The 26,146-nt window shown below is 43.9% G+C and carries 29 protein-coding genes, 1 tRNA gene, 6 pseudogenes and 1 riboswitch; of the genes and pseudogenes, 16 read left to right on the forward strand and 20 right to left on the reverse strand.

The features are described from left to right. Positions 1–137: 137 nt before the first annotated feature. Positions 138–611, forward strand: coding sequence for a MarR family transcriptional regulator (locus ACXN9U_RS08565; RefSeq protein WP_082997858.1), 474 nt, complete (start codon positions 138–140; stop codon positions 609–611). Positions 612–753: 142 nt separating this feature from the next. Next, positions 754–2,171 (forward strand): annotated as a pseudogene (locus ACXN9U_RS08570) (MDR family MFS transporter). A 98-nt stretch (positions 2,172–2,269) separates the two neighbouring features. Here the strand turns inward: ACXN9U_RS08570 and ACXN9U_RS08575 are convergent. The 9 genes and pseudogenes from ACXN9U_RS08575 to ACXN9U_RS08615 form a co-directional block, all read right to left on the reverse strand. Next, a pseudogene (locus ACXN9U_RS08575) lies at positions 2,270–2,574 on the reverse strand (putative quinol monooxygenase). 87 nt (positions 2,575–2,661) lie between these two features. Continuing rightward, positions 2,662–3,582: a class A beta-lactamase gene (gene bla, locus ACXN9U_RS08580; RefSeq protein WP_489202487.1), complete on the reverse strand. Its 921-nt coding sequence runs from the start codon at positions 3,580–3,582 to the stop codon at positions 2,662–2,664. A gap of 322 nt (positions 3,583–3,904) precedes the next feature. Then, positions 3,905–4,147, reverse strand: a pseudogene (locus tag ACXN9U_RS08585) (hypothetical protein). A gap of 7 nt (positions 4,148–4,154) precedes the next feature. After that, entirely contained in the window at positions 4,155–4,517 is a 363-nt protein-coding gene (locus ACXN9U_RS08590) for a hypothetical protein (RefSeq protein ID WP_489202431.1), read from the reverse strand. 159 nt (positions 4,518–4,676) lie between these two features. Beyond that, positions 4,677–4,835 (reverse strand): annotated as a pseudogene (locus ACXN9U_RS08595) (hypothetical protein); the annotation flags it as partial. Positions 4,836–5,529: 694 nt separating this feature from the next. After that, complete coding sequence (locus ACXN9U_RS08600) at positions 5,530–5,907, reverse strand: hypothetical protein (RefSeq protein WP_489202432.1); 378 nt, start codon at positions 5,905–5,907, stop codon at positions 5,530–5,532. A gap of 51 nt (positions 5,908–5,958) precedes the next feature. After that, positions 5,959–6,095, reverse strand: a pseudogene (locus ACXN9U_RS08605) (hypothetical protein). Positions 6,096–6,199: 104 nt separating this feature from the next. Beyond that, positions 6,200–6,571 (reverse strand): UPF0715 family protein, encoded by a 372-nt coding sequence (locus ACXN9U_RS08610; RefSeq protein WP_489202433.1) that lies wholly within the window; start codon positions 6,569–6,571, stop codon positions 6,200–6,202. Between the two features lie 47 nt (positions 6,572–6,618). Beyond that, complete coding sequence (locus tag ACXN9U_RS08615) at positions 6,619–7,317, reverse strand: hypothetical protein (RefSeq protein WP_489202434.1); 699 nt, start codon at positions 7,315–7,317, stop codon at positions 6,619–6,621. A 766-nt stretch (positions 7,318–8,083) separates the two neighbouring features. On the opposite strand from ACXN9U_RS08615, the gene ACXN9U_RS08620 reads away from it, so the two are divergent. Together ACXN9U_RS08620 and ACXN9U_RS08625 are read left to right on the forward strand one after the other, a co-directional pair. Then, positions 8,084–9,967: a ribonuclease YeeF family protein gene (locus ACXN9U_RS08620; protein ID WP_489202435.1), complete on the forward strand. Its 1,884-nt coding sequence runs from the start codon at positions 8,084–8,086 to the stop codon at positions 9,965–9,967. A 16-nt stretch (positions 9,968–9,983) separates the two neighbouring features. Next, on the forward strand, positions 9,984–10,274 hold the full coding sequence (locus tag ACXN9U_RS08625) for a contact-dependent growth inhibition system immunity protein (protein ID WP_489202436.1): 291 nt from the start codon (positions 9,984–9,986) through the stop codon (positions 10,272–10,274). Positions 10,275–11,056: 782 nt separating this feature from the next. Here ACXN9U_RS08625 and ACXN9U_RS08630 read toward each other — a convergent pair. The 3 genes from ACXN9U_RS08630 to ACXN9U_RS08640 all read right to left on the reverse strand — a co-directional run bounded on the left by ACXN9U_RS08630 (position 11,057) and on the right by ACXN9U_RS08640 (position 13,557). Further along, positions 11,057–11,129 (reverse strand) — tRNA-Val (locus tag ACXN9U_RS08630). A 138-nt stretch (positions 11,130–11,267) separates the two neighbouring features. Then, positions 11,268–12,443: a cystathionine beta-lyase gene (gene metC, locus ACXN9U_RS08635; protein WP_489202437.1), complete on the reverse strand. Its 1,176-nt coding sequence runs from the start codon at positions 12,441–12,443 to the stop codon at positions 11,268–11,270. Beyond that, positions 12,436–13,557, reverse strand: a complete 1,122-nt coding sequence (locus tag ACXN9U_RS08640) for a methionine biosynthesis PLP-dependent protein (protein ID WP_489202438.1) — start codon at positions 13,555–13,557, stop codon at positions 12,436–12,438. The genes metC and ACXN9U_RS08640 overlap by 8 nt, the downstream gene beginning before the upstream one ends. A gap of 69 nt (positions 13,558–13,626) precedes the next feature. Beyond that, a riboswitch (SAM riboswitch) is annotated at positions 13,627–13,752 on the reverse strand. A 174-nt stretch (positions 13,753–13,926) separates the two neighbouring features. Between ACXN9U_RS08640 and ACXN9U_RS08645 the strand changes: the two genes are divergently transcribed. The 6 genes from ACXN9U_RS08645 to ACXN9U_RS08670 all read left to right on the forward strand — a co-directional run bounded on the left by ACXN9U_RS08645 (position 13,927) and on the right by ACXN9U_RS08670 (position 17,472). Then, positions 13,927–14,649 carry an esterase family protein gene (locus ACXN9U_RS08645; RefSeq protein ID WP_489202439.1) on the forward strand — a complete coding sequence of 241 codons (723 nt, stop codon included), beginning with the start codon at positions 13,927–13,929 and terminating at the stop codon, positions 14,647–14,649. A 24-nt stretch (positions 14,650–14,673) separates the two neighbouring features. Continuing rightward, positions 14,674–15,189: a YjcG family protein gene (locus tag ACXN9U_RS08650; RefSeq protein WP_016938190.1), complete on the forward strand. Its 516-nt coding sequence runs from the start codon at positions 14,674–14,676 to the stop codon at positions 15,187–15,189. A gap of 4 nt (positions 15,190–15,193) precedes the next feature. After that, a complete protein-coding gene (locus tag ACXN9U_RS08655) occupies positions 15,194–15,625 on the forward strand; it encodes a GNAT family N-acetyltransferase (RefSeq protein ID WP_464862809.1) in 432 nt (143 codons plus the stop codon). Positions 15,626–15,785: 160 nt separating this feature from the next. Further along, complete coding sequence (locus ACXN9U_RS08660; RefSeq protein ID WP_060963064.1) at positions 15,786–16,019, forward strand: AbrB/MazE/SpoVT family DNA-binding domain-containing protein; 234 nt, start codon at positions 15,786–15,788, stop codon at positions 16,017–16,019. Next, positions 16,020–16,757 carry an ABC transporter ATP-binding protein gene (locus ACXN9U_RS08665; RefSeq protein ID WP_095240932.1) on the forward strand — a complete coding sequence of 246 codons (738 nt, stop codon included), beginning with the start codon at positions 16,020–16,022 and terminating at the stop codon, positions 16,755–16,757. Further along, positions 16,750–17,472: an ABC transporter permease gene (locus ACXN9U_RS08670; protein ID WP_489202440.1), complete on the forward strand. Its 723-nt coding sequence runs from the start codon at positions 16,750–16,752 to the stop codon at positions 17,470–17,472. Before ACXN9U_RS08665 ends, ACXN9U_RS08670 begins: the two co-directional genes overlap by 8 nt. 37 nt (positions 17,473–17,509) lie before the next feature. Here ACXN9U_RS08670 and ACXN9U_RS08675 read toward each other — a convergent pair. Both ACXN9U_RS08675 and ACXN9U_RS08680 read right to left on the reverse strand, forming a co-directional pair. Then, positions 17,510–17,617: pseudogene (locus ACXN9U_RS08675) on the reverse strand (subclass B1 metallo-beta-lactamase); the annotation flags it as partial. Positions 17,618–17,637: 20 nt separating this feature from the next. After that, positions 17,638–17,892, reverse strand: coding sequence for a hypothetical protein (locus ACXN9U_RS08680; RefSeq protein WP_438421622.1), 255 nt, complete (start codon positions 17,890–17,892; stop codon positions 17,638–17,640). A 119-nt stretch (positions 17,893–18,011) separates the two neighbouring features. Here ACXN9U_RS08680 and ACXN9U_RS08685 point away from each other — a divergent pair, with 119 nt between their 5' ends. Then, positions 18,012–20,297 (forward strand): ATP-dependent helicase, encoded by a 2,286-nt coding sequence (locus tag ACXN9U_RS08685; protein ID WP_489202441.1) that lies wholly within the window; start codon positions 18,012–18,014, stop codon positions 20,295–20,297. Between the two features lie 66 nt (positions 20,298–20,363). On the opposite strand, the gene spoVIF is transcribed toward ACXN9U_RS08685, so the two are convergent. The 4 genes from spoVIF to ACXN9U_RS08705 form a co-directional block, all read right to left on the reverse strand. Next, on the reverse strand, positions 20,364–20,618 hold the full coding sequence (gene spoVIF / locus ACXN9U_RS08690) for a sporulation-specific transcription regulator SpoVIF (RefSeq protein ID WP_016938198.1): 255 nt from the start codon (positions 20,616–20,618) through the stop codon (positions 20,364–20,366). A 166-nt stretch (positions 20,619–20,784) separates the two neighbouring features. Further along, positions 20,785–20,940 (reverse strand): YjcZ family sporulation protein, encoded by a 156-nt coding sequence (locus ACXN9U_RS08695; protein ID WP_060963069.1) that lies wholly within the window; start codon positions 20,938–20,940, stop codon positions 20,785–20,787. Positions 20,941–21,032: 92 nt separating this feature from the next. Continuing rightward, on the reverse strand, positions 21,033–21,230 hold the full coding sequence (locus ACXN9U_RS08700) for a hypothetical protein (RefSeq protein ID WP_060963070.1): 198 nt from the start codon (positions 21,228–21,230) through the stop codon (positions 21,033–21,035). 288 nt (positions 21,231–21,518) lie between these two features. Beyond that, positions 21,519–21,875 carry a DUF1360 domain-containing protein gene (locus tag ACXN9U_RS08705; protein ID WP_015388440.1) on the reverse strand — a complete coding sequence of 119 codons (357 nt, stop codon included), beginning with the start codon at positions 21,873–21,875 and terminating at the stop codon, positions 21,519–21,521. Between the two features lie 170 nt (positions 21,876–22,045). Here ACXN9U_RS08705 and ACXN9U_RS08710 point away from each other — a divergent pair, with 170 nt between their 5' ends. The 5 genes from ACXN9U_RS08710 (at position 22,046) to cotZ (ending at position 24,604) form a co-directional block, all read left to right on the forward strand. After that, entirely contained in the window at positions 22,046–22,432 is a 387-nt protein-coding gene (locus tag ACXN9U_RS08710) for a spore coat protein (protein WP_060963071.1), read from the forward strand. A 40-nt stretch (positions 22,433–22,472) separates the two neighbouring features. Next, positions 22,473–22,787: a hypothetical protein gene (locus tag ACXN9U_RS08715; RefSeq protein ID WP_060963072.1), complete on the forward strand. Its 315-nt coding sequence runs from the start codon at positions 22,473–22,475 to the stop codon at positions 22,785–22,787. 92 nt (positions 22,788–22,879) lie between these two features. Then, the gene (locus ACXN9U_RS08720) at positions 22,880–23,380 is read left to right on the forward strand and encodes a spore coat protein (protein ID WP_017417463.1); all 501 of its coding nucleotides are present in this window, start codon (positions 22,880–22,882) and stop codon (positions 23,378–23,380) included. A 150-nt stretch (positions 23,381–23,530) separates the two neighbouring features. Continuing rightward, positions 23,531–24,013, forward strand: coding sequence for a spore coat protein CotY (gene cotY, locus ACXN9U_RS08725; RefSeq protein ID WP_047478023.1), 483 nt, complete (start codon positions 23,531–23,533; stop codon positions 24,011–24,013). 147 nt (positions 24,014–24,160) lie between these two features. Then, positions 24,161–24,604: a spore coat protein CotZ gene (cotZ, locus tag ACXN9U_RS08730; RefSeq protein ID WP_016938206.1), complete on the forward strand. Its 444-nt coding sequence runs from the start codon at positions 24,161–24,163 to the stop codon at positions 24,602–24,604. 57 nt (positions 24,605–24,661) lie between these two features. Here cotZ and ACXN9U_RS08735 read toward each other — a convergent pair whose 3' ends face one another. Together ACXN9U_RS08735 and fabI are read right to left on the reverse strand one after the other, a co-directional pair. Beyond that, positions 24,662–25,243: a CotO family spore coat protein gene (locus ACXN9U_RS08735; protein ID WP_060963073.1), complete on the reverse strand. Its 582-nt coding sequence runs from the start codon at positions 25,241–25,243 to the stop codon at positions 24,662–24,664. A gap of 97 nt (positions 25,244–25,340) precedes the next feature. Continuing rightward, positions 25,341–26,117, reverse strand: coding sequence for an enoyl-ACP reductase FabI (gene fabI / locus ACXN9U_RS08740; protein WP_013351851.1), 777 nt, complete (start codon positions 26,115–26,117; stop codon positions 25,341–25,343). Between the last annotated feature and the right edge of the window lie 29 nt (positions 26,118–26,146).

Consider the following 26,146-nt stretch of genomic DNA (forward strand, 5'->3'; position numbering starts at 1 on the left):
AACGAATCCGGAAAGAAAAACACCCGAAAAACCACGTTTCGGTTAACTCTCAGTTCTAATAAGAACTTTACGATTGTTGAAATAGAAACAAAAATTTTATAATATTGTGTAAGCACCACCGAGCAGGAGGACGGGCCATGGACAAAAAAGAACAGCTCCTTACGAATTTCAGGGACTTTTTTAACAAGATGGTGTGGCTGAATAGGCTGAAGATGGAAGAAAGCCTTAAGGGGCATAAACCTTCTGAAGTGCATTGCATCGAATTCATCGAAAAAATTGAAGACGCCAATGTGACTAAACTCGCGGAGTCCCTTTATATGACAAGAGGCGCCATCAGTAAATTAACGAAGAAGCTTATCAATAAAGGCCTTATCGAAAGCTATCAGAAGCCGCTTAACAAGAAAGAAATCTATTTCAGGCTTACCGAGCAAGGAAAAGTCATTTATAAAATTCACGAGGAATTGCACAAAGAGTTTCAAGAACGGGATAAAATCGTGTTTGAACAAGTAACTGATGAACAATTTGACACGATGCTGAACTTCGTGGAAACATACAGCAGGCATTTGGATTCAGAAATAAAGAAACTTGGTGCAGACATGAAATCGGAATAAATATGAATATAGCCACCGGCAGCCCTGCTCCATGAAAACGGGCTGCCTTTTTATATCCCTCTTATTGTTGACAAAGAAACAAAAACATTCTATTATTTTGTTGACAAGGAAACAAAGATAGCAATTTTGAGAGGAGAATAATATGTCAACACATAAAAGCAAGGAACTTCGTCTGCCAAAAGAAGTTCTCACAGCCGCCTGGGCTATTGCACTGGGAGCAATCGCTCCTATGCTTGACTCTACGATGGTAAACATCGCCATCGGCAAACTGACTGAAGACTTCAACACGACATTGGATACCATTCAGTGGTCCGTTACAGGCTTTATGTTAGCCCTTGCGATTGCAGTACCCGTATCCGGCTGGCTTATGAACAAATATAACGGCAAGAAAATCTTCATCGGCTCAGTCATCGCCTTTGGTGTCATTTCTGTTTTTGCGGGAATGAGCCGTGACGTTTCCAGCTTCATCTTCTTCCGTTTGCTTCAAGGATTCAGCGCCGGTATTATCACTCCGCTTATGTCAACACTCTTGGTTAAAACGGCAGGTCAGGAAAACCTGGGAAAAGTGATGGCAATCGTCAGCACCCCTATGATCTTCGGCCCGATCTTAGGACCTGTCATCGGAGGCTTCATCGTCCAAGGTGCTTCATGGCATTGGATTTTTTACATCAACGTGTTCATCGTTTTGATTGCTGCACCGCTTATGATGAAAACCATTCCGGACTTTGAACCATTCAACAAAGATCGGAAACTCGATATTTTGGGGATTATCAATTTGTCATTAATGAGCGCGGCGCGGCATTGATGTACGGTATTACGAAAGCGGCGGATCATGCATCATTTAACAATAGCGACACGATCTTTTGGGTGGTCATCGGTCTTGTTTCAGCAGCGATTTACCTCGTATATAATCTGATCAGAAAAAATCAAACCGTGCTGCCGATGAATTTGTTTGCTCACAAGAGCTTCTTAGCATCAGCGATCGGGTTGTTCTTAGCGAATGTTGCCATCATGGGGCCGATGTTAATACTTCCGCTGTTTTTTCAAAACTTCCGTCATTTCACGGCAGTCGAAGCAGCACTCGCTTTAATCCCTCAAGGAGTCGGAATGCTCGTGACTCGTCCGCTGATCGGAAAAATGATTGATAAGATAGGTGCGAAATACGTGGTTATGATCAGTCTTGTTCTGTCGCTGATCGGATCAGTCCCGCTTATTTTTATCACCGATAGCACAAGTATGATTTGGATTTCCGTCATATTGTTTATCCGCGGCACCAGTTTTGGAGGAATTATGCTCCCATTGATGAGTGACGCTTATACAGGTCTTGACAGCAAACAGCTTCCGGAAGCGGGTGTCGGTATTCATATGATTGAAAACCTCGGTTCCAGCTTTGGGTCAGCTGTGATCGCAACCGTTACCGCAACTGTCATACAAGGATTGCAGCCGACGATTTCGAACAGTTTAAAAGGCTACCATGCCGGATTTTTAGTATCCGTCATCATCCTTGCGGCCATCTTCATTCCAAGTCTGTTCCTTACCCATAAAAAGACTGCAGTATAAAGAACTTTTTAAAGTAAAAAACCCTTGCTGTGCAAGGGTTTTAGTGAATGAAACTGATGATTGTTGCTGGAAGAGCCGCCAACAACAGACAAAGCCTTTTACTCACTCACATTGCTTTTCATTAACCATTCTACTTCCGTTAATTTTTGTTTTTGAACGTCTTTTGTGTGTTTTTTCGTGAAATGGACTTTAACAGCTTCTTCGTTTTCCCAAATCTCCCAAAGCATGATTTTGCGTTCTGATGGTTCAAGCGGATGAGCATGGAACTGAATACAGCCTTCTTCTTTGTTCGTTTCTTCCTCAAGTTTTTTGAATTCCTTCATTATTTCATTAAGGTCTCTGTCGCTGATGATTTTTAAGCATGCAGTTATGTAATGCATCGCAATTCCCCTCTTCCCATCATTTTATGGCTTTACATTATCACATTTATCGGAAAAAACACCGCGTTCTCAACATATAAAAAACCGGCCATAAAAATGAACGGCAATGTTTATTTAAGGCCATCAAGGGCGGCTTTTGCAGCCTCCGAGATAAGAGCATTATGATAATTGGCATCTTCCGTAAACCGTTTTGACAGGATTGCCAAAACAATTGGAGCTCTGTCAGGCGGCCAAACGATCGCAATGTCGTTTCGTGTGCCGTAGCTTCCGGCTCCGGATTTATCGCCGACTTCCCATCCTGCAGGAGCGCCTGCCCGAATCAGTTCGTCGCCGGTAGCGTTGCCCCGCATCCAATCTGTTAAAATCGTGCGCTTGTCAGCCGTGAGAGTATTACCCAAAGCGAAAGTCTTAAGGTCAGTTGCCAGTGCTTTTGCGGTGCTTGTGTCACGACGATCCCCGGGAATCGCCGAGTTTAAATCCGTCTCGAATCGATCAGCTTTCGTTACATGATCCCCGATCTGTTTCAGTGATTTTTCGAAACCTTTAGGACCGCCAAGCTGCTGGAGCAATAGGTTCCCGGCGGTATTATCGCTGTAACGGACAGCGGCTTCGGAGATTTCTTTCAGGCTCATGCCTGTATCCAGATGTTTTTCTGTGATTGGAGAATATGTAACAAGATCATCTTTGGTGTAGCGGATGATGTCATTAAGTTTTTCAGTTGAGCTTGTCTTCAGAACAGCAGCCGCGGCCAGAACTTTATAGGTTGATGCGTAAGCAAACCGTTCATTCGGCCGGTAGGTGATTGTCTTGTTTGACCCCGTATCAATCGCATAAACCCCGAGCCTGGCATCAAATTTTTTCTCAAGCTGAACAAATTTTTTGTTCGTTGTACAGCTTGTCATTTTTGTGTCTTCTATGGATTTTGCTTCAGCATGCGTTGAGCCGAATAAAGGGCTGAAACCGGTAAAGCTTAAACATAAAAGCCCAATGCATATTCCAACTTGTATTCTCGCTTTATTTTTCACATCCAGACCTCCTCAATATAATGGTTTTGTATACATCTTCTAATTAACATTACGAACAGGATGAAAGTCAATATATTTCCTGTGAGACGTTTTCTGTGACAGCTAGGAAATCAGCTGAAAAACACCCGCTGACGGTAAACAGCCAGAGTCCATCAATCGAGCAGAAATGTTTACTGCCTCGACGAAGGCGGTCAAGGCCCGCACTCATTTACTGAGCCCGATAAAATGCGCCGCTCTCTAATGGAAATAAAACCAGAATCCTAACCCCATCAGCAGAAAAACTATTCTCAGCGCCATCGAATCCCCCTTATTTGATTTGACAATTGACTTATTCAAATGTTCCGATGTAGTTCCCCTTGCCGGAGTCCAGCTGGATGGCATAGGTTCCCTTTCCGATCTTATTCCGGATTGTTTTCACGTTGAATAATTTCAGAGGTGTTGCCGTTTTATAGCTGCCCTGCTGCGCTTCTTGTAGGCCGCTGTATTCGGATTGATTTTGCCAGCCGGATCAAGCTGCGGAAGCAGACGGCGCAACAGCCGCCGCTCCCGTAAGTAATACCGCTGATAGAATTTCCTTGTTATTGCTTCTCCTGCTTTTTGTATTCTGCGATTTCCTTAGGGGTGGCCATCCGGATTCCGTCTGTGTCTGTCCTGTTTGCCGCTTGAACGCCTTCCATGTTTTTCACCTCGCCGACTACTCCCAAATGCTTTAAATACACATGATCACCAATCTTGAAACGATTCTGTTTGGCCCGCTCCTCGATCACGCTCCTGTATTCAGCCGCGGCTTTCTTTTTTAAATCAGCCAGACACTTTTCACAAAGTGTTACTGTTACAGAATTGCCGTTAAAATCAGTAAACGAAACTGATCTGACAGATTTCTTTTCCGGGTGCATCGTGCATGTTTTCTTCATAGGCGATGGCCGTGTAAATTTAATCATTCCGCTTCCTCCTCAAAACATGTCTTTTCGTCCCTCTGACATAACAGCGGATGAATGGGAAGTTCCATTCACCCGCATCCGAACCGTCACGACCCATGGAGATTGCCTTTCCTTCGCCGTCTGACAGATATTCATACATCCTTCATAGCTGTAAGCCTATATTTCTTTATATTCCCAATGCTCGCCGGATTTCCCTGTTATGATGAAGTTTCTAAGACTGTTGACCAGTTGCCGCATGTTGGCTCCATGCGAAAAGCCGTTTGGGCAGCCATATCCCAATTCATACGGGTAAATTTCAGCCCTCTCATATGTGTGTATGCTTTTTAAAGGAGGTGCATCACATGATGTTCTAACAACCAATTCAACTTAAACAAAGTGATTTAGTCGACAAAAAGATTGTCAGGAGCAAAAAGAAAGGTGAATCTAAAAGCAATTGATCTATTTGAATATGGATTGTTAGTCAACGCATTTTCCAAATTAATAAGAAGCCCCCCTCATAGTTAATGGTGAGGGGGTCTTGATAACGTGGCCGATATTTCTTTATTGAACTCAAATGTCTGCATCTCAATAGAAAGGAGGATTATATGCCAGAACGTAAGCTTAAAAAAAGAGAAAACTGCAAGGTAACAACTGAAATAAACGAAGAGATGCAAAAATGGATTGATGAGGTGATGATTTCCCCTTAAAAAGGAAAAGAATTAAACAAGGAGTTAGATGGTTTAAATTAAGTCCTTCAGAGCGATGGTGAAGAAACATAAAGAACTTGCTTAATGCGGATTTTTCATCCTTTAATGCATTGCTTTATTTTTCACTTTTGTTATTAAGATAAGAGAACCACAATAAACTTATGAACCCAGCGGCTCCTATAATTGTAGATATAATGTAAGTCCAATTAAGTAAATCCATAAACTTTCTCCTCTAAGAAAAAATTTCAATACGTCTAAATAAAATGATTATTTCATAACTGTAAGGAATTTTAACATTTTATGTTTTTTCCTGATTAATAAATTCTTTAGTCTTTCTCAAATTTTTTTATTCTGCTTAACATTTTCCTATCATTTTCCGAAGCTCTTTTCAGCGATTTTTTCTCATATGATGTTCCTTTATTAATCACAACAAAATCAGAATTATTTTGCACATAAACTTGAGAGTCAGATGATTCATAGTAACCCGTAACGTTTTCTAAAACCGTCTTGGAATTGTCTTTATTATATAGATTATAGTTGACCGGCGGTCTGCTGATTGCAAATTTCCCAAAAACAGCAACATCATCCTTACCGGGAGTATGGCTCGCTCCTTTAATAAATATTACGCTAAATATTAAAATCAAAAAAATTGCAATTAAAGTTCCTGCAAACATAAATTTTTCGTTTCTTTTCCAGTTCAACATAAACAACCCTTTTCTTTATCATGCCGTGTTGATATAAGTAAATTTCACAATTTATGTACTAACAAATTTAAACAAGCAGCTTTCATTCAACATACGTAAATCGCGTCGCTGCTGATAAAGGTCTTCCAGGATTGATGCCCATTCACCCCAGCCTTCCGCAACAATGCTTTTTTCTCTCCATCCTCAATCCATTCACTTCAAAGTTACTCACCCTTCCGAAATTGTACAATATTTGAAGTGAAGGGAAGAACTGATGAATATAAAAAGGTATTTTTATTTAGAGTTCAGTTACTTAACCCGTAACTTTCTGTACAAGAATAGAGTCCCAAAGCCAAAAGATCAGAGCAAATAATACGCTGAATAAATAAATCTCATAACTCGCTAGTATAGACCCTATTGGGTTATAAGGTTCAAAGAGCACCGCCATGATTAGCCATGCAACAAATGAAAACACTGTGTATATTAAGAGATATTTAAAATTGAATCTTCTAGGTTTTCGGTTTAAGAAAAACTGCAATGGCAATTCAAAAATTGAATAACATGTCAACATGATCCCGCTAATGATAAGATAAGGGACATATTCAGCTTGATTTAAGGTGATAACATATACCAGTGCAGAGCATATGGCCGACAAAATAAGGACAGCTACGTATCTTACTGCCATCAAAACTATCTCCCCTTACGATTAAAAATCAAACATGCTTGCAATTGCTATTTTTCGTAATAATAAGATTTGACCCAAGGATAGCTTCTGCCCTTATTTTCACACCATTCAACAAATCCCTTTGATTGTTCTTCTTTAAACAACAACCAGTCATTCAACAATTCTTGATAATAGTTAAGCTGTTCGTTATTGCTTTTTCTTGTTTGTTGACATTCTATCTTGTTGTTCAGCTGCCGGAACTTGGTAAGAAGTGCTTGATCTTCTTTCATATCGCCTAAGTATAAATCTTCGGATATGTGATGAAATGAATACCACAAGGCGTTCAAATGAATATCGATTAACGTTAATAAAGATAATTGTTCATTACTGCCACCTAGTCTAAGTGCATTATTTAAGTAATCGACACGGTTTTCAGTATTTAAAAACACACCATACCACCTGTTTGGTCTTGGATCTTCGGGGTTAGTCTTCATCCATGCTTCAAGCAAAGGCTTTAAAAGATCCATTTCTAAAGGGTGAACAAGTATATGGTGAATATCATCTGATGTTTCTAATAAAGCAAATAGCCAACAAGCAAAATTCTGTTGTGCATGATTATCCCACGTCTTGGCTTCATCGATAAACGAAGATAATGCTTTAAAGGATTCTTTACGCAACCCTTTTTCTTTGAGAGAGCAAAACTTTTTAAATAATGGGTATTCATCCAGTCTGTCATTTTTTAAGATATGAGTTAAGACATGTATCATGATTCACATCTCTCTTTGCCTGAAGTAAACTTAAACAATTTGAAATACGACATACAATGCAACTTCAGCTACAAGCAAACAAATCATATATCTGGCATAATTTAATACATTTTCATCAGTATTTTTCTCTTTTTTAAAAGTCCATGCAAATAACCCTAATACAGTTGCCACTCACACGATTTCAATTATTGTTAAAATTGACATACCTTCCTCCTAAAAAAGAACAGGATAAATAGACTTATGTTAATTTTCATTGAATTAAGTCTCTTCAGTCAGGATGTATCTTATGAAAAATTTCCATTTCTTCATGTTCATCACCTTCAATGAGTTCAAAGCCGCCCGGTACATTATACATTATTTTCCGTTAACATATCAATTCCGGTTAATAACGCACCTTTATCCTGAATTACACCATTTTCATCTTTTACACACTACAATTCAATATCTAATATACTGTATTTTTCAATGAAATTGTTTCATAATTATTTCTCCTTATTAAAGTAATATTGTCTTTAATAAGACTGTTCCAACTATTTTACCCCGCTTAATCTTTCCAATTCACTTAATTCAAAACGCTGCCGAGTAATTCCCTGCACTCCGGTTTCTCATCTATAAGCTCTCTTCTCAAATGCTTAATCACAGAATTATAAGGACAAAGAATTAGGTCAAATGATTCATTTTGCCATTTTAGATAGTACATTGACCTTATTCCTCATTCCTCCATGGTAATATCTTGTTAAAGTATTTCGTATGAAAGGATATGGTCATGAAAGTTTTCGAAGCAAACAGCCTGCTGGCCGCTGCCAAACAGCGTGCGGGTGAATACAAAAAACTGCGCGGTCAGATGGTTAATCTGAAAAAAGCGTTTCAAGGTATGGCTGATCTTGGTGACAATGATTTCTCAGGCCGGGGCGCAAATAACATTAAAGCTTTTTTCAAGGACCACGCCGGCGTCACAGACAGTTGGCTTGATCTGATCGATATGAAAATCGCATTTCTCACAAGCCTCCCCGGCAAGGTCGAAGATGCCGGACTTTCCAATTCACATGTGGAGGAATCATTTCTGGAGCACGAGCTCACTCATGCCCTCAGTAAATCAAAGGCGATTATGGAAGAGCAAAAAAAGGACATGCGCTCCATCCTCGGAGAGATCGAAGACATCATCTCGCTTGATCTGTTTTCAACCGAAAACACGGATCAGAAGCTGTCTTCAGCTGACAAAAAAAGAAAAGAAACGATACATAAACTCGGCAAGCTTGATCACGATCTAACGAAAGAATACGCAGAAACCGAAGCAAACGAACAGTTCATCCAAGCCGACTTTCAGCAGCTCCAAAACGCCACAGGCAAAGGAAAAAGCGCCACGCCGCTTCACTACAATGCCAAAGCGTACCGAGAAAGCGACATCCATAAGAAAAAAGACGAGATTGCAAGACATTCGGATGCTTATTTGACGATTAAAAAGGAAGAGGCGAAAGAGCGGGAAATCAAAGATCTGAAGAAAAAGCTGGCTGATGGTGTAACCGACCCGGATGAGTACTTGGAAATCGCGAAGAAAATCGGCTATGAAAACCTTGAACCCGCTCAGGTGCAATATGTGATGCAGCTCGAACAAGCAAAACAGCTCGAAGAAGTCGGCGAAACGGCTTGGGATATCGTCAAAGGAATAGGCGTCGGCCTTTATGATGTCGGGAAAGACACGATAACCGGCGTCAAAGATCTGGCTGTCGGCGCATGGGATTTTTACCATCTCTCCGATGAACAAAAAGTCGCTAAAACCATATCGGCTGTATTGAACACGCCCTCCTACGCAAAAATCATATGGACAAACCTGGCGGATTCATGGAATGATAAAATGGTTAACGGGGATGCGTATTCAAGGTCACATTACATCACCTACGCCATCGGGAGCATCGTCGGACTAAAAGGTTCCGGCTCAGCTGTAAAAGTATCAAGCAAGCTCGCGAAAACAGGCGCCGCCAAAGTGGATAACGTCTTGGAAGCCGGAGAAAAAGCGGCTGCAAAACATGTAAAAACCGGGATTGAAAAAGGACAAAACTACATCAATTCCGTTTCAAAAAACAAGTACGAACCCGCACTTGCCGGAATAGCACAGGATATTGAAAATACTCACAATGTGAAGAATACGCCTTTGTTGAAAAGTGTTATTGAAGAGCAGAAAGAAAGTGTGCTCAGTAAATCTGTGACTTCTGGCAATAGCGATATACATAGTGTTAAACAAGGCGACAGCAGTCCTCTCGCACCGGGCGGGGGTTTAGCTGCTCACGAGGCAAAAGGCGGACATTTATTGGAAAAACATGTTGGAAAAACAGATAAAGAATTAATAGAAAGACTGAAAACTGATCCTAACCCACATATTACAGCTTCATCTACTTTTAAAGATAGGGCTACCGCTGAAAGAATTGCTAATTCAGTTTTAAACGATCCAAAAAATATAAAGAAAATCGAAAATTGGATTGATGATCCTAGAAAACCTAAATTAATGTTAAGATACAAGGGCGATGGAGAAATAATCGGCAGAAGTGTATCAAGAAATTCAGATCTAGTAGAAAACGTTACAAACGCAAAAATTATACTCAAAAAAGAGAATAACGGTAACTTTATCCTTACAGGATATCCAACCAAATAGAAAGAGAGGAAGTATCATGGATGAAAGGTATGATTTCTTAGATGAATTAGAAAATTTTTTAGGTGCAACATTTCATCAAGATATCCAATCCCCTGAACACGCCTTAGACGAATTTATTGAAGAAATTAGTAAAGAAGGTTTGCTATTTACAGTAAAGTATTGCGAAGAGTTTCTAAATAGCGATCTACCTAAAGAAGAGAAGGAAGACATTATAAAGTGTAATGCAGAAATATATTTCCCGACAATTGGCTTACCACCTATAGAATGGTTGAAAAGTGTAATAGAACAACTAAAAGAAGCTATTTAAAAGAAACACTGAAAGGCCCCCATTTTATGAGAGGGCCTTTTTATATTGATACTGAATTTTTTGGCTTTCTTATCCGGATAGAAATGCGATACCGACAGTGCGGTTTGGATCTACTTGACGGCATCACTAGCTGAACTTTTCAACTATTTTGATCCTAAAAAGAGATACGGCCCATAATTCGAAGGTATCCTGTTCCGTTACTCCACCAATGCTCTTAGACATATAGACTGGACGAATCGTTCACCCAGCTTCTGACATCGTGAAATGCGACTAACGTCTTAAAGAAAACGCTAATGTATTAATCGTCACCGGTCCAAGTCCTTTCGTCATATGCTCGTCCTTCTTAAAATAATGGTCTCGAATTTAACCCATACATCTTGCATGTACACGAGATACTTACGAATTACTTCTCGGCTCATTTCGTGAATGTATCGCGCGATCCCCTTACGATCCAGAAATTCAAGAAAAAATCCGTAATTGTCTTCGTATTGGTTGAGCGTTGATTGCGCCCGCCCCTCCGATTTCTTAATTGCGCGAAACTGTACGAAAAGCACATCGAGATTGCTCGTAGTCTTCCGTAAAGTACGTTCCTTTTTGACGCGTTTTCCTGTTCTATTTGCGGACATATTACCGCCTTCGTTCGGTTAAGTCACGAAATAAAACCGCTACCTTGTCGTTGGTAGGACCGCTACCCTGCGCCTTAATACGCCTAACTCATCGACTAAGTCAACGCAATAAAAAACGGCTAGAAACGTTGATATAACGCCTCTAACCGCAGTGTATGATTCCGACTGGGCTCGAACCAGCGACCTCTACCCTGTCAAGGTAGCGCTCTCCCAGCTGAGCTACGGAATCATGATATGTATGTGTTGCTGGGTATGTTGTTGTCTCTCTGACATTTATAATTATATATCCTGATTTCTCATTCGTCAACACTTTTTTATCTACAATAAAAAAAGGGCGCGTCGCAAAAATTGACGGCGCCCTTTTCGTTTATGATCTGACGTTGGCGGGAGTTATTTTTTTCAATGCCTGTTCGAAGTCGCGTTCTAAATCTTCGGCGTTTTCGACTCCGACGCTCAGGCGTAGAAGGCCGTCTGTGATGCCGCGTTTTTCCCTTTCCGCTTGCGGCATGGCGGCATGCGACATGGCTGCAGGGTATGAGAGAATGGATTCAACGGCGCCGAGGCTGACCGCAAATACCGGAAGAGATACATGTTCGACCAACTTTTTGACGGCTTCTTTGCTTTCCAGTTCAAAGGACAGGACGGCGCCCGCTCCGGTTGCTTGCCGTTTATGGGTATCGGCTCCCGGGTGTCCGGCAAGGCCGGGATAGTAAACGTTTTTGACGGCGGGGTGCCCGTCAAAAAAGGCAGCCAGCCGTTCAGCCGTCCGGCTCGCTTTTTCCAGTCTGACCTGCAATGTTTTTAAGCCTCTCAATACGAGCCAGCAGTCCTGAACGCCGAGCACCGCTCCAAACGAGTTTTGCAGCTTATACAGCTGATTGCCGAGCTCTTCATCCTTGACGGCGGCAAGGCCTGACAGCACATCACTGTGACCGCTTAAAAATTTCGTCGCGCTGTGAAGCACGATATCTACGCCGAGATCAAGCGGCCGCTGCAGTGCAGGCGTCATGAAAGTGTTGTCAAGGTATGTCAGACAGCCGTGTTCTTTTGCCAGCTCGACGACGGCTTTTATGTCCGTAATGCCGAGCGTCGGGTTTGACGGTGTTTCCATATAGATGGCTTTCGTATTCGGCCGGATGGCGCGGGCGGCCGCTTCTGTGTCCGTCATATCGACAAAGGTGTGTTCGATTCCGAAACGGGACAGCACTTCTGTCACCATGCGGAATGTTCCGCCGTACACATCCTCCGTGACAAGAACATGGTCGCCTTGGGATAAGAGCAGAAACGCCGTCGAAATCGCCGCCATTCCGGAGCTGAAAGCAAAACCTCTCGTTCCGCCTTCAAGACCTGCGATCGTTTCTTCAAGCGCTGTTCTTGTCGGTGTGCCGGAGCGGCTGTAATCATATGTTCCGAATTCTTCAAAGGAAGACTGATGAAATGTGGAAGCATGCTGAATCGGCACGCTGACGGCTCCGGTAGCTCCGTCTGTTTTAAATGGATTGTGCACGAGCTGGGTTTCCAGCGTCCAATTTTGATTACTCATATGACACGGCCCCCTCTTTTACTTGCTGTAATGCCTGCTTTACATCCCGCTTCAAATCTTCTGCATGTTCAATTCCCACTGAAAATCTCAGCAGGCGGTTGCAGACGCCGTTTGCGATACGGATATCTTCCGGAATGTCCATGTGCGTCTGTGTCGCGGGGTATGTAATAAAGCTTTCCACCCCGCCGAGACTTTCTGCGAAACAGATCGTTTTCAGCGCCTTTAAAAATGGATTGACCCATTCCTCTTTTTGCAGCCGGAAAGACAGCATTCCGCCTTTTCCGGGATATAACACGTCGGCGATTTCTTCTTCCTGTTCTAAAAATGCTGCAAGTTCACGGGCGTTTTCTTCATGACGCCGCATTCTGAGCCCGAGTGTTTTCATCCCTCTCATTAAAAGCCACGAATCAAACGGCGGGAGAACGGCTCCGATCGCATTTTGGTGATTAAACATGATGTCGCCGAGCTCTTCATCCTTTACGACAGCAAGACCGGCAAGGAGATCATTGTGCCCGCCTAAATATTTTGTGGCACTGTGAATGACGATATCGGCTCCCAGTTCAAGCGGGCGCTGGATGACCGGGGTATAAAACGTATTATCGACAATCAAAAGCAGGCCGGCTTCTTTCGTAATCCGGGCGATTTTTTCAATGTCCGCCTCCTGCATTAACGGGTTTGTCGGCGTTTCAACAAATACCGCCTTCGTGTTTTCCGTTATTTTGGAGCGTAAACAGTCTTCATCGCTGAAATCATCATAAATAAAGCTTAAGCCGTATTTTCTCCATTCATTTTCAAACAAACGGTATGTGCCTCCGTATAAATCGGAGGATACAATCAATTCATCCCCGCTTTTAAATAAAGCCATAATCGTTTGAATGGCTGCCATTCCCGAGCTGAAAGCAAAGCCTCTCGCACCGTTTTCCAACACGGCGATAGCGTCTTCAACGAGCTGGCGTGTCGGGTTTTTCGTGCGCACGTAATCAAAGCCTGTAGATTCTCCTATTCCTCTATGTCGGTAAGCGGTGGACAGATAAATCGGCGGACTGACCGTTCCCGTTGCTTCTTCGCTTCTATTTCCAATTTGGGCTAATTTTGTTTCGACATGCTGCGTCATCAGTAAGCACCATCCTTTTTCAAAAATAAAAAAGCTCCCTCTTCATAAGAAGAAGGAGCTTTTCTCTTCCTCTTATCTTCCAAGCATGTGAATCGCTTGCTGGATTTAGCACCTTGGCACTTTGCCTTCCCGCGGCAAAGCAAACCGGTTGCTGAGGTTTCAAAGGGCCAGTCCCTCCACCTCTCGTGATAAGAATATTGTTTTGTATTTTCTGATTGTTCTATATTAACGCACTATAAAATGGATTTCAACAACTTTTTAATTTTCTGAACTCTCACAAGAAGTGCATCTGAAGAAAGAAATTTCTAATAATTCATGGTACAATAGGGAAAAACCATCAAGACAAGAAGCGGCCTGGAGGAATGCGAAGTGGCACCGAAAACCGGAATCATTCATGAGAAAAAACTTTTCTCTCATGAGCTTGAAGAAGAAATGACCGTTTTGGTCTACCTGCCCAACACTTACTCCCCCCTGTATAAATATCATACGGTCATCGCCCAGGACGGCCATGATTATTTCAGATTAGGGAGAATCGGGCGGCAGGCGGAAGAGCTCATGGCAAAAGGGGAAATTGACCGCTGCATCATTATCGGCGTCCCATATAAAAATGTGCGGGAGCGAAGAAACACATACCATCCCGAAGGCTCTAAGTTCGCCTCATATAAACGGTTTATCGCAAATGAGCTCGTCCCTTTTATCGACAAAGAATACCCGACTTATCAAGTCGGATACGGACGCACCATGATCGGGGATTCCCTCGGCGGAACCGTCTCGCTCATGACGGCGATTGACTATCCGAACATGTTTGGAAACGTCATCATGCAGTCCCCGTATGTTGACGGGCACGTGCTGGATGCCGTCCGGCAGTCGGAGGATCTCAAACAGATATCCGTTTATCATCAAATCGGAGAAAAAGAAACCGACGTCCACACGACGGACGGCCAGGTGCTTGATTTCACCGCGCCGAACGAAGAGCTCAAACAGCTGCTGGAAAGCAAAGAGTCTGAATACACGTATGAAACCTTTGACGGGGATCATAAATGGACATACTGGCAGCCGCTCATCACGCCGGCGCTGAAAAAAATGCTGTAACCATTCATTAAGGAGGGAACTTTCATGAAATACGGTATTGTTTTATTTCCATCAAAAAAATTACAGGATCTCGCAAATTCGTACCGGAAACGCTACGACCCGAGCTACGCGCTCATACCGCCGCATCTGACGGTAAGAGATCCGTTTGAAGCGACAGAACAGGAAATCGAGCAGATCGTATCACAGCTGAGACAGACGGCGAAAGAGTCGCATCCGCTCGTTCTGAAGATCACAAAATACAGCTCGTTTTCTCCTGTGAATAATGTAATATATATGAAAGCGGAGCCGACGGAGGAATTAAAAACGCTGAGTGAGAAATGCTACTCAGGAGCATTATCGGGTAAGCCGGAATACAGCTTCGTTCCGCATGTCACGGTCGGCCAGAAGCTGTCGTCAGATGAACATTCCGACGTACTCGGACAGCTGAAAATGCAGGACATTTCCCACGAAGAAGTCATTGACCGTTTTCACCTGCTCTATCAGCTGGATAACGGCTCATGGACTGTGTACGAAACATTTTTATTAGGCGGAGGAGAATAACTGTTTGGAAGCCATCGTTGCAAAAACTGAAAAACATCTGAACGACGCTTTTTTCGTCAGAAAAGAGGTCTTTGTTAAAGAGCAGCACGTTCCGGAAGAAGAGGAAATTGATCAATTCGAAGACGCCTCAGAGCATATTGTCATTTATGACGGCGGTCAGCCGGTCGGAGCCGGCAGATGGCGCTTGAAAGACGGGCGCGGAAAATTAGAGCGCATCTGCGTGATGAAAAGCCACCGCTCTCTCGGTGTCGGAGCCATCATTATGCAGGCGCTTGAAAAAGCGGCGGCCGCCCAGGGCGCCGGCAGCTTTATCCTACATGCGCAGACGCAGGCGGTTCCGTTTTATGAAAAACAAGGGTACCGCGTCACATCCGGCGAAGAATTTCTTGATGCCGGCATCCCCCACCTGGAAATGATAAAGGAACACAAACGATAAAATCAAAAGCACTCCTGTTGATATGGCAGGAGTGCTTTTTTTATGAAAATATTACTTTTTCATGAATTTTATTGCATTTTATGGAAGGTTAATGTATGTTTAGTATACGAAGTATTACAATTCATACAAAAAATACAATTCACACAACGGAGGGATACACATGACAGCACCTAAAGGAAAGCATATATTCGGGACCGTTAAAGTTGGCACAAAAGGCCAGATTGTCATTCCTAAAGAAGCAAGAGATGTTTTTGATATAAATCCCGGGGACTCACTGCTTATGCTCGGGGATGACCAGCAGGGTATCGCACTTGTAAAACAAGAACTCTTTTTCGAATTTGCAAAAGATATTTTAAACGCAAAGCCAATCGATGCAGATGGCGAGGATGAGTAAATGCACGCGATTGAGCTGAAGCAATTAACGAAACATTATAAAGAAACCGCCGCCGTTGACCGCCTTGATTTTTCAGTTGAAAAAGGAGAATTTTTCGCTTTACTCGGTGAGAACGGAGCCGGAAAAACGACATTAATCAGCATGCTCTGCGGCCTCCTTTCTCCGGATGAAGGTGATGCATCAGTGCTCGGCTTCAGCATTTTGACTGATTTGGATAAAATTAAACCGAAAATGAATATATCTCCGCAGGAAACAGCCATCGCCCCTCATTTAACCGTACGGGAAAACTTAGAGTTTATAGCCGGAGTCTACGGAATTCCGAAAAAAGAAGGAAAAAAAAGAACGGATGAGATGCTCGAATTATTTCAATTAAAAGAGAAAGAAAGAGCAAAAACAAAAACATTATCAGGCGGAATGCAGCGCCGGCTCAGCATCGCCATGGGCATGATTACAAAGCCGGATATTTATTTCTTAGATGAGCCGACATTAGGGCTGGACGTCCGTTCACGCCGCGAGTTGTGGAAAAATCTTGAGGCATTAAAGGGAGACATGACGATTATTTTAACGACACACTATTTAGAAGAGGCCGAAGCCCTGGCAGACCGTATTTGCATTTTAGAAAATGGGGCATTAAAAGCACTGGGTACGGCGGAGGCTCTGAAAAAGCAAACTCATTCAGCCACATTTGAGGATGCCTTTTTAGCGATTTGTGACGGGGAGGCGGGTCTTTATGCTTGATTTCGCCATACGCAACCGCAAAGAGATTTTTCGTGATCCCCTATCTATCATCCTTGGAATCGCACTGCCTGTTATTCTATTGTTTCTGTTTACGGCGATTGAGAAAAATGCGCCGCTTGACACCTTTAAAGTCCAGCATTTAGCACCCGGACTCATTGTTTTCAGCTTTGCTTTCCTTACGATGTTCTCTGCATTGCTGATCGCAAAAGACAAACAGACCGCTCTTCTGACCCGTTTGTTTGCTTCCCCTTTAAAAACAGCAGATTATGTCATCGGTTATGCACTGCCGATGCTGCCGTTAGCCGTTTTACAAATTGTCATTTGTTTTACCGCAGCAGCGGCTGCCGGTTTGTCAGCCAAGTGGATCAATCTTCTCGCCGGTATCGCTGTACTGCTGCCGATTGCGATGATGTCCGTTTTCTTCGGTATATGTTTAGGTGCTGTGTTTACGGACAAACAAATTTCGGGTATCGGAACGATTTATATAACACTCGTGCAATTTCTGGGCGGAGCTTGGATGGATGTCAATTTGCTCGGTGAGACGTTCAAACATATCGCTTATGCCTTGCCGTTTGTCCACTCGATCGAGCTGGCTCAGGAAGTCATATCCGGAGATTATTCTTCATTTCATCAGCATGTTTGGCCGATAGCGGGATATGCCGTTTTGGCGCTTGCACTTGCTTTCCTTTGTTTTATGAAAATCAGGAAGAGATAAAAAAGCCGGCACTCCGTAATGGGAGCGCCGGCCTTCTTTATTGCTTTTCTTTCAGGAGACTTATCGTATGAGGCAGCAGACGGTCATCTCCCGGGCTGCCATGGCCCGGAACGACAATACTGATATCTTGATATCTTTTCATCACTTTGATATTTTCCGGGTTTTTCACACGTATTGATTAATCAATCGGCCTTTTCCCATAATTTGCGGCAAGCGGGAAAGAGAGCGCTTACGTTTTTCCTCATGTACTTTCTTTTCTGCGGCTGCGGTGTTTTCCTGGCGGCGCTCCACCTCTCTGTACAGCCTGTCATTGGCGAGGGCGGCCGCTTTCGTAATGCCGGCGTAATCAGGCCTATAACCCGCTGTCCGGTTTGCGTATTGAGTATACTGCTGGTTTTGAATCCGTCCTGCATAAATCATATGTACCCTCCCCTTCGCTTTTCATTTCCCTTAATCTTACTTTTTGAAACGCGGTTCTTTTGTTATGATATTCTTTGTCTATCAAATGGATGAACACCTTTTAATGGGAGGACCCCTTTTTGAAATGCGCCCGACTGAATAACCGAACGATACATTTACATACATATTCTAGAGAACATTACCAATTCCTTTTTGAAGAAGCTCAGAAAGGAAATATTTTTTGCGCACATTGTGACCAGCCCGTCTTCATGCGGCTTTCGATTTTAGAGCAGCCGGCGTTTTATCACCGGCAAAAGGGAGACTTTACCGCCTGTGAAAAAGCATGCGCGGCCAAGGAGCCAAAAGCGGAGAAGGAAAAGGAAGAGTATAAGGAAGCCGGCATGTTCCGCCTGCCGAAAGGAAAAGCGATTTCAGAGAATCCGAAACCGATCGTCTCAGAATGGAAAAGCCCGAAAAAAGTGCCTGCAGCCGAGCCGTTTTCCCCAACATCTGAAGCGGCTGATACATCGCTGTTTCCCGGTATCGGCCTGAACCGTGAACAGATGCGGGCAGTCACAGAAACCGACGGGCCCCTGCTGGTGCTCGCCGGAGCGGGAAGCGGAAAAACGAGGGTGCTGACAGCCCGCGCCGCCCATATGATTGAACATCTCGGCATTTCACCTGAGAACATGCTGCTTGTGACCTTTACGACAAAAGCCGTCGCCGAAATGAAAGAGCGGATGGCGACTGAGTACGGGCTGGCAGCCGGCAAAGTCTCCCGCCTCGTGACGGGAACATTCCACAGCTTTTTCTATAAAATACTCTATCATTTTGATTCTTCAAAATGGAACGGCAGCCAGCTTCTAAAAATGGAATGGCAGAGAGAGCAATATGTGAAAAAGGCGCTCTATGAAGAACATTTGGACGAAAAAGAGTTTCCTGTCGACCAGGCGCTTCAGCTTATCGGCTGCTGGAAAAACACGTACCTCCCCCATGAGACAATCCCGCTTGCGGATGACTGGGAGAAAAAAGTATACAGGCTCTATGAACATTATGAACGGCAAAAGCGGGAAAATCGGCAGTTTGATTTTGATGACATGGCTCAAGGCTGTTATGAGCTGTTAAAAAGCCGGCCTGATATTCTCGCACAGTATCAAAACAGATTTTCTCATATTTTGATTGATGAGTTTCAAGATATTAATCCTGTACAGTATAAAATTATGCAGCTGATCGCAAGCCCTGAGAATAACCTGTGCTGCGTGGGGGATGACGACCAATCCATTTATGCGTTCCGCGGAAGCAGCCCGTCTTTCATCCTTGATTTTCAGAAAGACTATCCGGCAGCAACAACCATTTACTTAACGGCAAATTACCGCTCGCCGCACCCGATCGTCTCAAGCGCTCATACCGTCGTAAAGAAAAATAAAAAACGGTATGAAAAAACACTTTCTGCCGTCAAAGACGGCGCTCATGATCCCGTGATGTTTTATCCTTACGATGAGGAAGAAGAAGCGACCATGATCGTTTCGGATATAAAAGAGAAAATTCAAAACGGGGCGAGCCCTGGCGATTTTGCCGTGCTTTACCGGACAAACAGCGCCGGGCGGGCCATTTATGAAAGACTGCATCAATCATCAATCCCTTACCATGCCGACAGGGGCGTGCAGACGTTTTACAGCCGCAGAATCGTCCGGCAGATCCTCGCCTACTTATACGCGAGCCAGAACGAGGATGATACGGATGCAGTGAAAGATCTGCTTCCGGCCTTATTTTTAAAGCAATCCGCCCTGCAAACGCTAAAGGCGCTGTCAATCACAGAAGATTGCACGATGATTAAGGCGCTGACGAAACTGCCTGACCTGAAGCCGTTTCAAATAGGGAAAATCAAGCAGATCGTTCCGTTTTTCGCCAGCATCCGGACAATGAAGCCCGTTGAAGCCATCACCTTCGCCGAAAGCAAAATGGGCTTTTCCGAGTATTTAAAAAAACGGGGCAATGAAGGAAACAAGCTGGAAAAAGGCTCTGATGATCTCCGGGACGTCAAAGTGGCCGCCAAAAAATTTAAAACCATTCCGGATTTTCTTGCGCATGTCGATCATATGCGCGCCGCCGAGAATCTGAAAACCGATGAAAACGGCGTCGAACTGATGACCATTCACCGCTCAAAAGGTCTTGAATTCAATACGGTCTATATTTTAGGGGCGGCTGACGGCTCGATCCCCCATGACTTCGCGCTTGAGACGGCGAGACAGGGCGATCCCGCTCCGCTCGAAGAAGAAAGACGGCTTCTGTACGTCGCAATGACAAGGGCCATGCAGCATTTATATGTATCATGTCCCGCGAACAGACGGGGGAAAACAGCGCGCAGTTCAAGATTTCTCGAGCCCCTTCTTCGGATGGACAGACGGAGCGCATTCAGAATATAAAGAACCCGGCAGATCACTGCCGGGTTCTTCTCACATAAAAAGGCCTTCAATAAGGCCGGCTGACGCCTATTTTTTGTCCATCATTTTAGAAATGGTGCCAAAATCAAGTTTCTCTTTACCGCTTGTAATCGATTGGACGATTTTGTCTTCCAATTCTTTCGGTACACGTTTGTTAGCCAGCTGGGATACCTTCTGAATGACACCTCTCACCGTGTTTTCATCTTTGAAATTTGCATTTTGCAATGATCCCGCGAGGTTCATGACATCCTTCATGCTGACGCCTGTTTTCTTCTCAATATTTTTAAAAAATTGATTATCCATGTTGTGCCTCCTTTTTGTGGAGTAATACGATATTGTATGAACTAAGGGCGGAACATGTGCCCGTAAGACAACGGAAAAATTCCGCTACCCCGTTTTCATACGCCTTCATACATCAGGCAAGCACGGGACTGAATGGTCCCGCGCTTATCCTGGGTCTAGCTAAGGTTTAGCCGAAAAAGGATGCACCGACAATGATCAAGAGGATGAACAATACGACAACAAGAACAAATGTTGAGCCGTATCCGCCGCCTCCGACATAGCCGCCACCGTATCCGCCGCAGCCGCCGTAGCCGCCTCCGTATCCGCCATATCCGAATCCCATACTTAAGCACCTCCTTTACTCTCTATACTCTATGTGATGAGACTTGTTTGGCTTGGATAAATGCATAGGGCCGGTGCGGATTTCATTTCATTTTATTGAGAATGCTCATTTTTCTTCAGTTTTGCTTCGGTTTCAGCGGCAAACGCATCTATCCATTCCTCGAAGCGCAAACCGGCTTTATCAAACTCTGACAGCTGCTTTTCAATAGATAAGATATGTTTGTTATGCTCCCGCTGATTTTGATTGTGTCTGCGGTATTTTCCATTGATCAACGATTCAAATATATTCATAACAACCCCTCCTCCTATGATCTATGCGGAACAGGGACCGGTGTTCGGCAAAAAACAAAAAAACCGGAATCCCCGGTTTTTTTTAGAAAACGGCTATCTCGGTTTTTTCTTTTGGCCGCAGCCGCAGCCTTTCTTTTTAATTTTTTTTTCGTAAGGCTGATACTCAGTGGATTTGTATGGAGTGTTTTGGGAAGGTTTGCTTGATTGATTCATGTTGATCCTTCCTTTCCTTATGTCATATATACCATTTTATGCAGAAAATAATGGTAAGTTGCTGATGGAACCGCCTTATTCCTGGAGAAGACGCGAAACCGCAGCTTCAATGATCCCCGCCGCGCCGGCTATGGCTAACAGCAAAATCAGCCATTGCGCAGCCTCAGGAATCACAATCTGCGCCGCAATTAAAAAGGCGGCGCACCATACGCCCGTACACCAGTAACAGCTGAGCAGTTCTCCGATAAAAGCCCTGATGCCTTTGCCTTTTATGACAATATAGGTTTCTGTCGTGCCGTCTGGTGCGGTTTCTGTTTTTTCCTCGTGAAAAAGGCTCCGGAGCGGCGCCATTATGGTGTCAAATACGAAAAGCCTGGCCAGCCGAAAAACGGCAAACGATAACAGAATAAATGAAAGCCAATTGATAACCACCTGTTCACTCCTTTTTAAAACTTGACCTCTTAATATATATGCGAAAACCCTGTTCTTCATGAATCGCACCTTGTCCGGGAAAAAAATAGGTGCGGTTTAGTTGTTTTTCTTATTCCGCTCGGCGTTTCATTTGCATTATATAAAGTATGAATGAGAAAGGAGTGAAGGTTATGTCGTTTGAAGAAAATGTTGAAACACTGCAACCGCAAATATTCGAACAATTATCCAACGAATTCGAGCAGAAGATCGAAGTGATTGATTGCGAAAATGTCACAGTAGATACAACACATATAACGGCCGCTCTTTCTATACAAGCCTCAGTTACTGCGGCGATTATCCTCGCGACACAGCTCGTGATAGCAGATGAAGACACAGCCGACCAAATGGTAACCGAACTGCTGATCCTGGATGATTGCCAAATAAAAAAGAGGACCGTCATTCAAGTTCTGAACAGCCGCAATGTCAAAATCACACTGGCAGCAGACGATATCATGGCCTTTGTACAAATTTTGTTTCAATTATTAAATATACTTTTTGCTGAACTAGACATCCTTTAACTCTTTCTATTCAAATTTTTAAAATTAGAGGTGAGAACAAATGGCAGATAACGAAAAATTAAAAAAAGAACTCGAAAATCTACCAGAAGTGGATCCGCTTTTAAAAGTGCTTGTCAGCAATGTCTTCAAAAAACACGGCGTGACAAAGGACAAAATGCGGGAAATACCTGATGAAGAAAAAGAAATGCTGATCGCATTAGTCAAAGACATGCAGGCAAAAACAGAAGCTTTTCTTGAAAGCCAGAAACAGAAAAAAGAGCAGGAAAAAGCACAAGAACAGCAGACAACTCCGCAAACCCGCAGAGAACAATTAATCGAACAGCTCCGGCAAAGACGCCAAAATCCCGGTCAATAACTAAAAAATAGTGATTTTTATCAGGATATATGCCTGAGTCAAAGTAAGGGGCCGGCTCATTTAATAATAGTAAAAGAAAAGGAGGAATAGATATGGAAAGCAGACCATACTCTTGGGTTGCACTTGATCCTGAATGCGAACATCCGCGAGAAGAAAAAGAAGAAAAAGAAGGCAGAAGATGCAGTGTTTGCTGTAACGGAAACGGATTCGGCGAAGATAACGCCTTCCTTGACCAAGACCTGGCCCAGGCGAACATCAACAAACAAGTTTCTGAAGAAGCGATTATTATCAGAGACTCTTGTGATATTAATGTGACGTCAACAGACGTTCAAGCAGTCGCTTCAGTCATGACAGCAATTAATGCAGCAGTCGTAACAGCTACTCTCACTTCAATCGCTGACGGAGTCATCGCTGAATTGGTCGCACAAGACTTACTGCAGCTGACAGCCAACAAACAAATCAACCGCCAAAAACTGCTCATCGAAAACTCCCGCGGCGTAAACGTGACAACAGTAGATGCCGATATCGCAGTGTTGATCTCAACAGCGACAAATTTACTGATTGCTGTCTTAGTCATCACCCTCGTCCTCTAAAAAGAAAAGCAGAGCTAAAAAACGCTCTGCTTTTTCTTATTTTCTCCGCATATGATGAATATATAGACGTTCACCCACACCAAGTGAGGCTCGCGTACATATGTTGTTAAAGACAAAAGTCAAATACCCTAAAAGAAGGAGCTGAAATCCATGAGCTGCGGAAAACACCATGGCCGAGATGAAAATTGTGTATGCGATGCAGTCGAGAAGATTTTAGCAGAACAAGAGGCTGTTGAAGAACAATGCCCGACTGGATGCTATACCAATCTGTTAAGCCCGACAGTTACCGGTAAAGATACCATCCCGTTTCTCTTGTTTGATAAAAAAGGCGGTTTGTTCTCCACATTCGGGAACGTCGGAGGATTTGCGGATGACAGCCAGTGTTTCGAGTCTATTTTCTTCCGGGCAGAAAGAGTTTGCGATTGCTGCGCGACGCTTTCCATATTGCGCCCCGTAGATGTGCACGGCGACACCCTCAGCGTCTGCCATCCTTGTGATCCGGATTTCTTCGGTTTAGAAAAAACAGATTTTTGCATTGAAGTTGATCTGAGCTGCTTCAGCGCCATTCAATGCCTTTCACCCGAACTTGTCGACCGGCCTGCGCCGCACAAAGAGAAAAAGCATCACGGATAGTCATTGATTCGCATCTTTTCTAAAGAGGAATCCCCTTCCAACCTTCTATTACAGATGCAATCATCAGCCCGCCCGGACGCCCGGGCGGCTGACTCTCCGATATCGTTTAATCCGGTGCCATTAAAACGTGAAGTCAGGAGGGAAATTATGAGTAAGAATACAACATACTGTGTGCGTGAAGCGGTGGAAAATATTGAGGACCTGCAAAATGCGGTTGAGGAAGATTGCCCGGCCGGATGCTATTCCAACCTTTTATCGCCGGGTTTTTCATTAGGCGATACAGTGCCGTTTGTGCTTTTCACTTCTAAATCATCGCCGTTTATCGCCTTCGGAAATGTCGGCGAGCTGGATAACGGTCCGTGCTTTAATACTCTTTTTTTCAGAGTTGAAAGAGTCTGTGACGGCTGTGCCACATTAAGCCTGCTTATTGCTTTTGACGAACATAAGCACATTCTTGATTTTACAGATAAAGATTCTGTCTGCGATGTATTCCGTTTAGAAAAAACAAACTATTGCGTTGAAGTCGATCTTCACAGCTTCTGCGCCATCAATTGCCTTAGCCCGAGACTGCTGAACCGCACACATTCTTAACCGAAAAGCATAAAAATAAGCTGCCGGAGTAAAGAATTCAGGCAGCTTTTTGTATGGTTAAAAACCGAGCGGATGCAGCGAGGTGATATCGCTGATGGCAAGCTCCGCAGGCGCACCGTTGCTCGTCGTCCTCAAATAGATGGCATCATTTTTTCTGCCGACAATTACGCCTCTGTAAGTTTTCCCGTTGGCTTCTATCAAACAAAGCGCCCGGGGCATATTATGCGGCAGTTTCGTTAAGAAATCAATTTTTTCAAGAATAGACATTCTGCTCATCGGCTTTTTCACGCGCTTTGGCGGAACCCTCTCCTCCGAGGCGTCATTGTGAACCGCTTCAGGCTCTTTTTCTGCGGCGTCGGGCTCAGCAGCACCCTGCACTTGCGCCGGAATTTCTTGTGCGGCTTCCTCTGTGCGGCTGTGCTGTTCAGGTGTCTGCTTTTCTGGTTCGGCAGGCGCTGCTTCGACAGGCTGAGCTTTACTTTTTTCCTCCTGCTTTCCGTGAGCGGGCTCTTCTATTGGCGGCTGAGGTGTTTTCCTTTTGATTAATATATCCTGCATTGATGATTGCGTGTCTGAATAATCCGGCTGCACAATATACATGAGCGGTTTTTTGTCCGCGTTTCTGTTTTGTTTTGACATCTTCATCCCTCCGATTCTGTCATGTTTTATCTATATGACGGAATGATTAAAATCAGAAGAAAGAAAAAGCAATCCCTAAAAAGGGACTGCTTGTCAATTAACGTGCGGTAATATGGAAACCGGAATCAACGTGAAGATTTTCGCCCGTGATGCCTCTTGACAGATCACTGAACAAGAATGCGGCCGTGTCGCCCACTTCTTCAGGTGTTGTCGTGCGGCGCAGCGGCGCACGCTCTTCGATTTCTTTCAGGATAGAATTGAAATCACTGATTCCTTTTGCAGAAAGCGTACGGATCGGTCCTGCTGAAATGCTGTTGACGCGGATGTTTTCTTTTCCTAAGTCAGCCGCTAAATATCTGACACTTGCATCAAGAGACGCTTTTGCAACACCCATTACGTTATAGTTTGAAACGACGCGCTCGCCGCCGAGGTAAGTGAGTGTGACGATGCTGCCGCCTTCAGTCATGATCGGACGAGCCGCTTTTGCGACCGCTGTCAGAGAGTAAGAACTGATGTTATGCGCAAGCAGGAATCCCTCACGGTTCGTATTTAAATATTCACCGACAAGCTCCTCTTTGTTTGCAAACGCGATGCAGTGCGCAATGCCGTGAATCACGCCGACCTGCTCTTTAATGCTCGCAAAGCAAGTTTCGATCTCAGCGTCATTTGTCACATCACACGGAAGGATGAGAGAATCATTTCTTTCTAATGTAGCCGCAAGGTCATGAACTGATTTTTCCAATCGCTCCCCTGCGTAAGTAAAAATGAGGCGCGCTCCGGCTTCGTGAAGCGAGCGGGCGATTCCCCAGGCGATACTGCGTTTATTGGCAACGCCCATCACAACGATGTTGCGGCCTTCTAGTGAGAAATTCATATGTATAAAGCCTCCTGTAATCGTCTTAA

The sequence above is a fragment of the Bacillus sp. BACIII genome, from assembly GCF_057836745.1.

Coding starts and splice junctions, on each gene's coding strand:
- spoVIF (WP_016938198.1), bottom strand. CDS start 20,618: ATGGATAATCAATTTTTTAAAAATATTGAGAAGAAAACAGGCGTCAGC.
- ACXN9U_RS08700 (WP_060963070.1), bottom strand. CDS start 21,230: ATGAATATATTTGAATCGTTGATCAATGGAAAATACCGCAGACACAAT.
- ACXN9U_RS08665 (WP_095240932.1), top strand. CDS start 16,020: ATGCACGCGATTGAGCTGAAGCAATTAACGAAACATTATAAAGAAACC.
- ACXN9U_RS08625 (WP_489202436.1), top strand. CDS start 9,984: ATGGATGAAAGGTATGATTTCTTAGATGAATTAGAAAATTTTTTAGGT.
- metC (WP_489202437.1), bottom strand. CDS start 12,443: ATGAGTAATCAAAATTGGACGCTGGAAACCCAGCTCGTGCACAATCCA.
- cotZ (WP_016938206.1), top strand. CDS start 24,161: ATGAGTAAGAATACAACATACTGTGTGCGTGAAGCGGTGGAAAATATT.
- cotY (WP_047478023.1), top strand. CDS start 23,531: ATGAGCTGCGGAAAACACCATGGCCGAGATGAAAATTGTGTATGCGAT.
- ACXN9U_RS08670 (WP_489202440.1), top strand. CDS start 16,750: ATGCTTGATTTCGCCATACGCAACCGCAAAGAGATTTTTCGTGATCCC.
- ACXN9U_RS08620 (WP_489202435.1), top strand. CDS start 8,084: ATGAAAGTTTTCGAAGCAAACAGCCTGCTGGCCGCTGCCAAACAGCGT.
- ACXN9U_RS08695 (WP_060963069.1), bottom strand. CDS start 20,940: ATGGGATTCGGATATGGCGGATACGGAGGCGGCTACGGCGGCTGCGGC.
- ACXN9U_RS08600 (WP_489202432.1), bottom strand. CDS start 5,907: ATGTTGAACTGGAAAAGAAACGAAAAATTTATGTTTGCAGGAACTTTA.
- ACXN9U_RS08735 (WP_060963073.1), bottom strand. CDS start 25,243: ATGTCAAAACAAAACAGAAACGCGGACAAAAAACCGCTCATGTATATT.
- ACXN9U_RS08615 (WP_489202434.1), bottom strand. CDS start 7,317: ATGATACATGTCTTAACTCATATCTTAAAAAATGACAGACTGGATGAA.
- ACXN9U_RS08650 (WP_016938190.1), top strand. CDS start 14,674: ATGAAATACGGTATTGTTTTATTTCCATCAAAAAAATTACAGGATCTC.
- ACXN9U_RS08610 (WP_489202433.1), bottom strand. CDS start 6,571: ATGGCAGTAAGATACGTAGCTGTCCTTATTTTGTCGGCCATATGCTCT.
- ACXN9U_RS08710 (WP_060963071.1), top strand. CDS start 22,046: ATGTCGTTTGAAGAAAATGTTGAAACACTGCAACCGCAAATATTCGAA.
- ACXN9U_RS08660 (WP_060963064.1), top strand. CDS start 15,786: ATGACAGCACCTAAAGGAAAGCATATATTCGGGACCGTTAAAGTTGGC.
- ACXN9U_RS08720 (WP_017417463.1), top strand. CDS start 22,880: ATGGAAAGCAGACCATACTCTTGGGTTGCACTTGATCCTGAATGCGAA.
- ACXN9U_RS08680 (WP_438421622.1), bottom strand. CDS start 17,892: ATGATTTATGCAGGACGGATTCAAAACCAGCAGTATACTCAATACGCA.
- ACXN9U_RS08565 (WP_082997858.1), top strand. CDS start 138: ATGGACAAAAAAGAACAGCTCCTTACGAATTTCAGGGACTTTTTTAAC.
- ACXN9U_RS08715 (WP_060963072.1), top strand. CDS start 22,473: ATGGCAGATAACGAAAAATTAAAAAAAGAACTCGAAAATCTACCAGAA.
- fabI (WP_013351851.1), bottom strand. CDS start 26,117: ATGAATTTCTCACTAGAAGGCCGCAACATCGTTGTGATGGGCGTTGCC.
- ACXN9U_RS08590 (WP_489202431.1), bottom strand. CDS start 4,517: ATGATTAAATTTACACGGCCATCGCCTATGAAGAAAACATGCACGATG.
- ACXN9U_RS08640 (WP_489202438.1), bottom strand. CDS start 13,557: ATGACGCAGCATGTCGAAACAAAATTAGCCCAAATTGGAAATAGAAGC.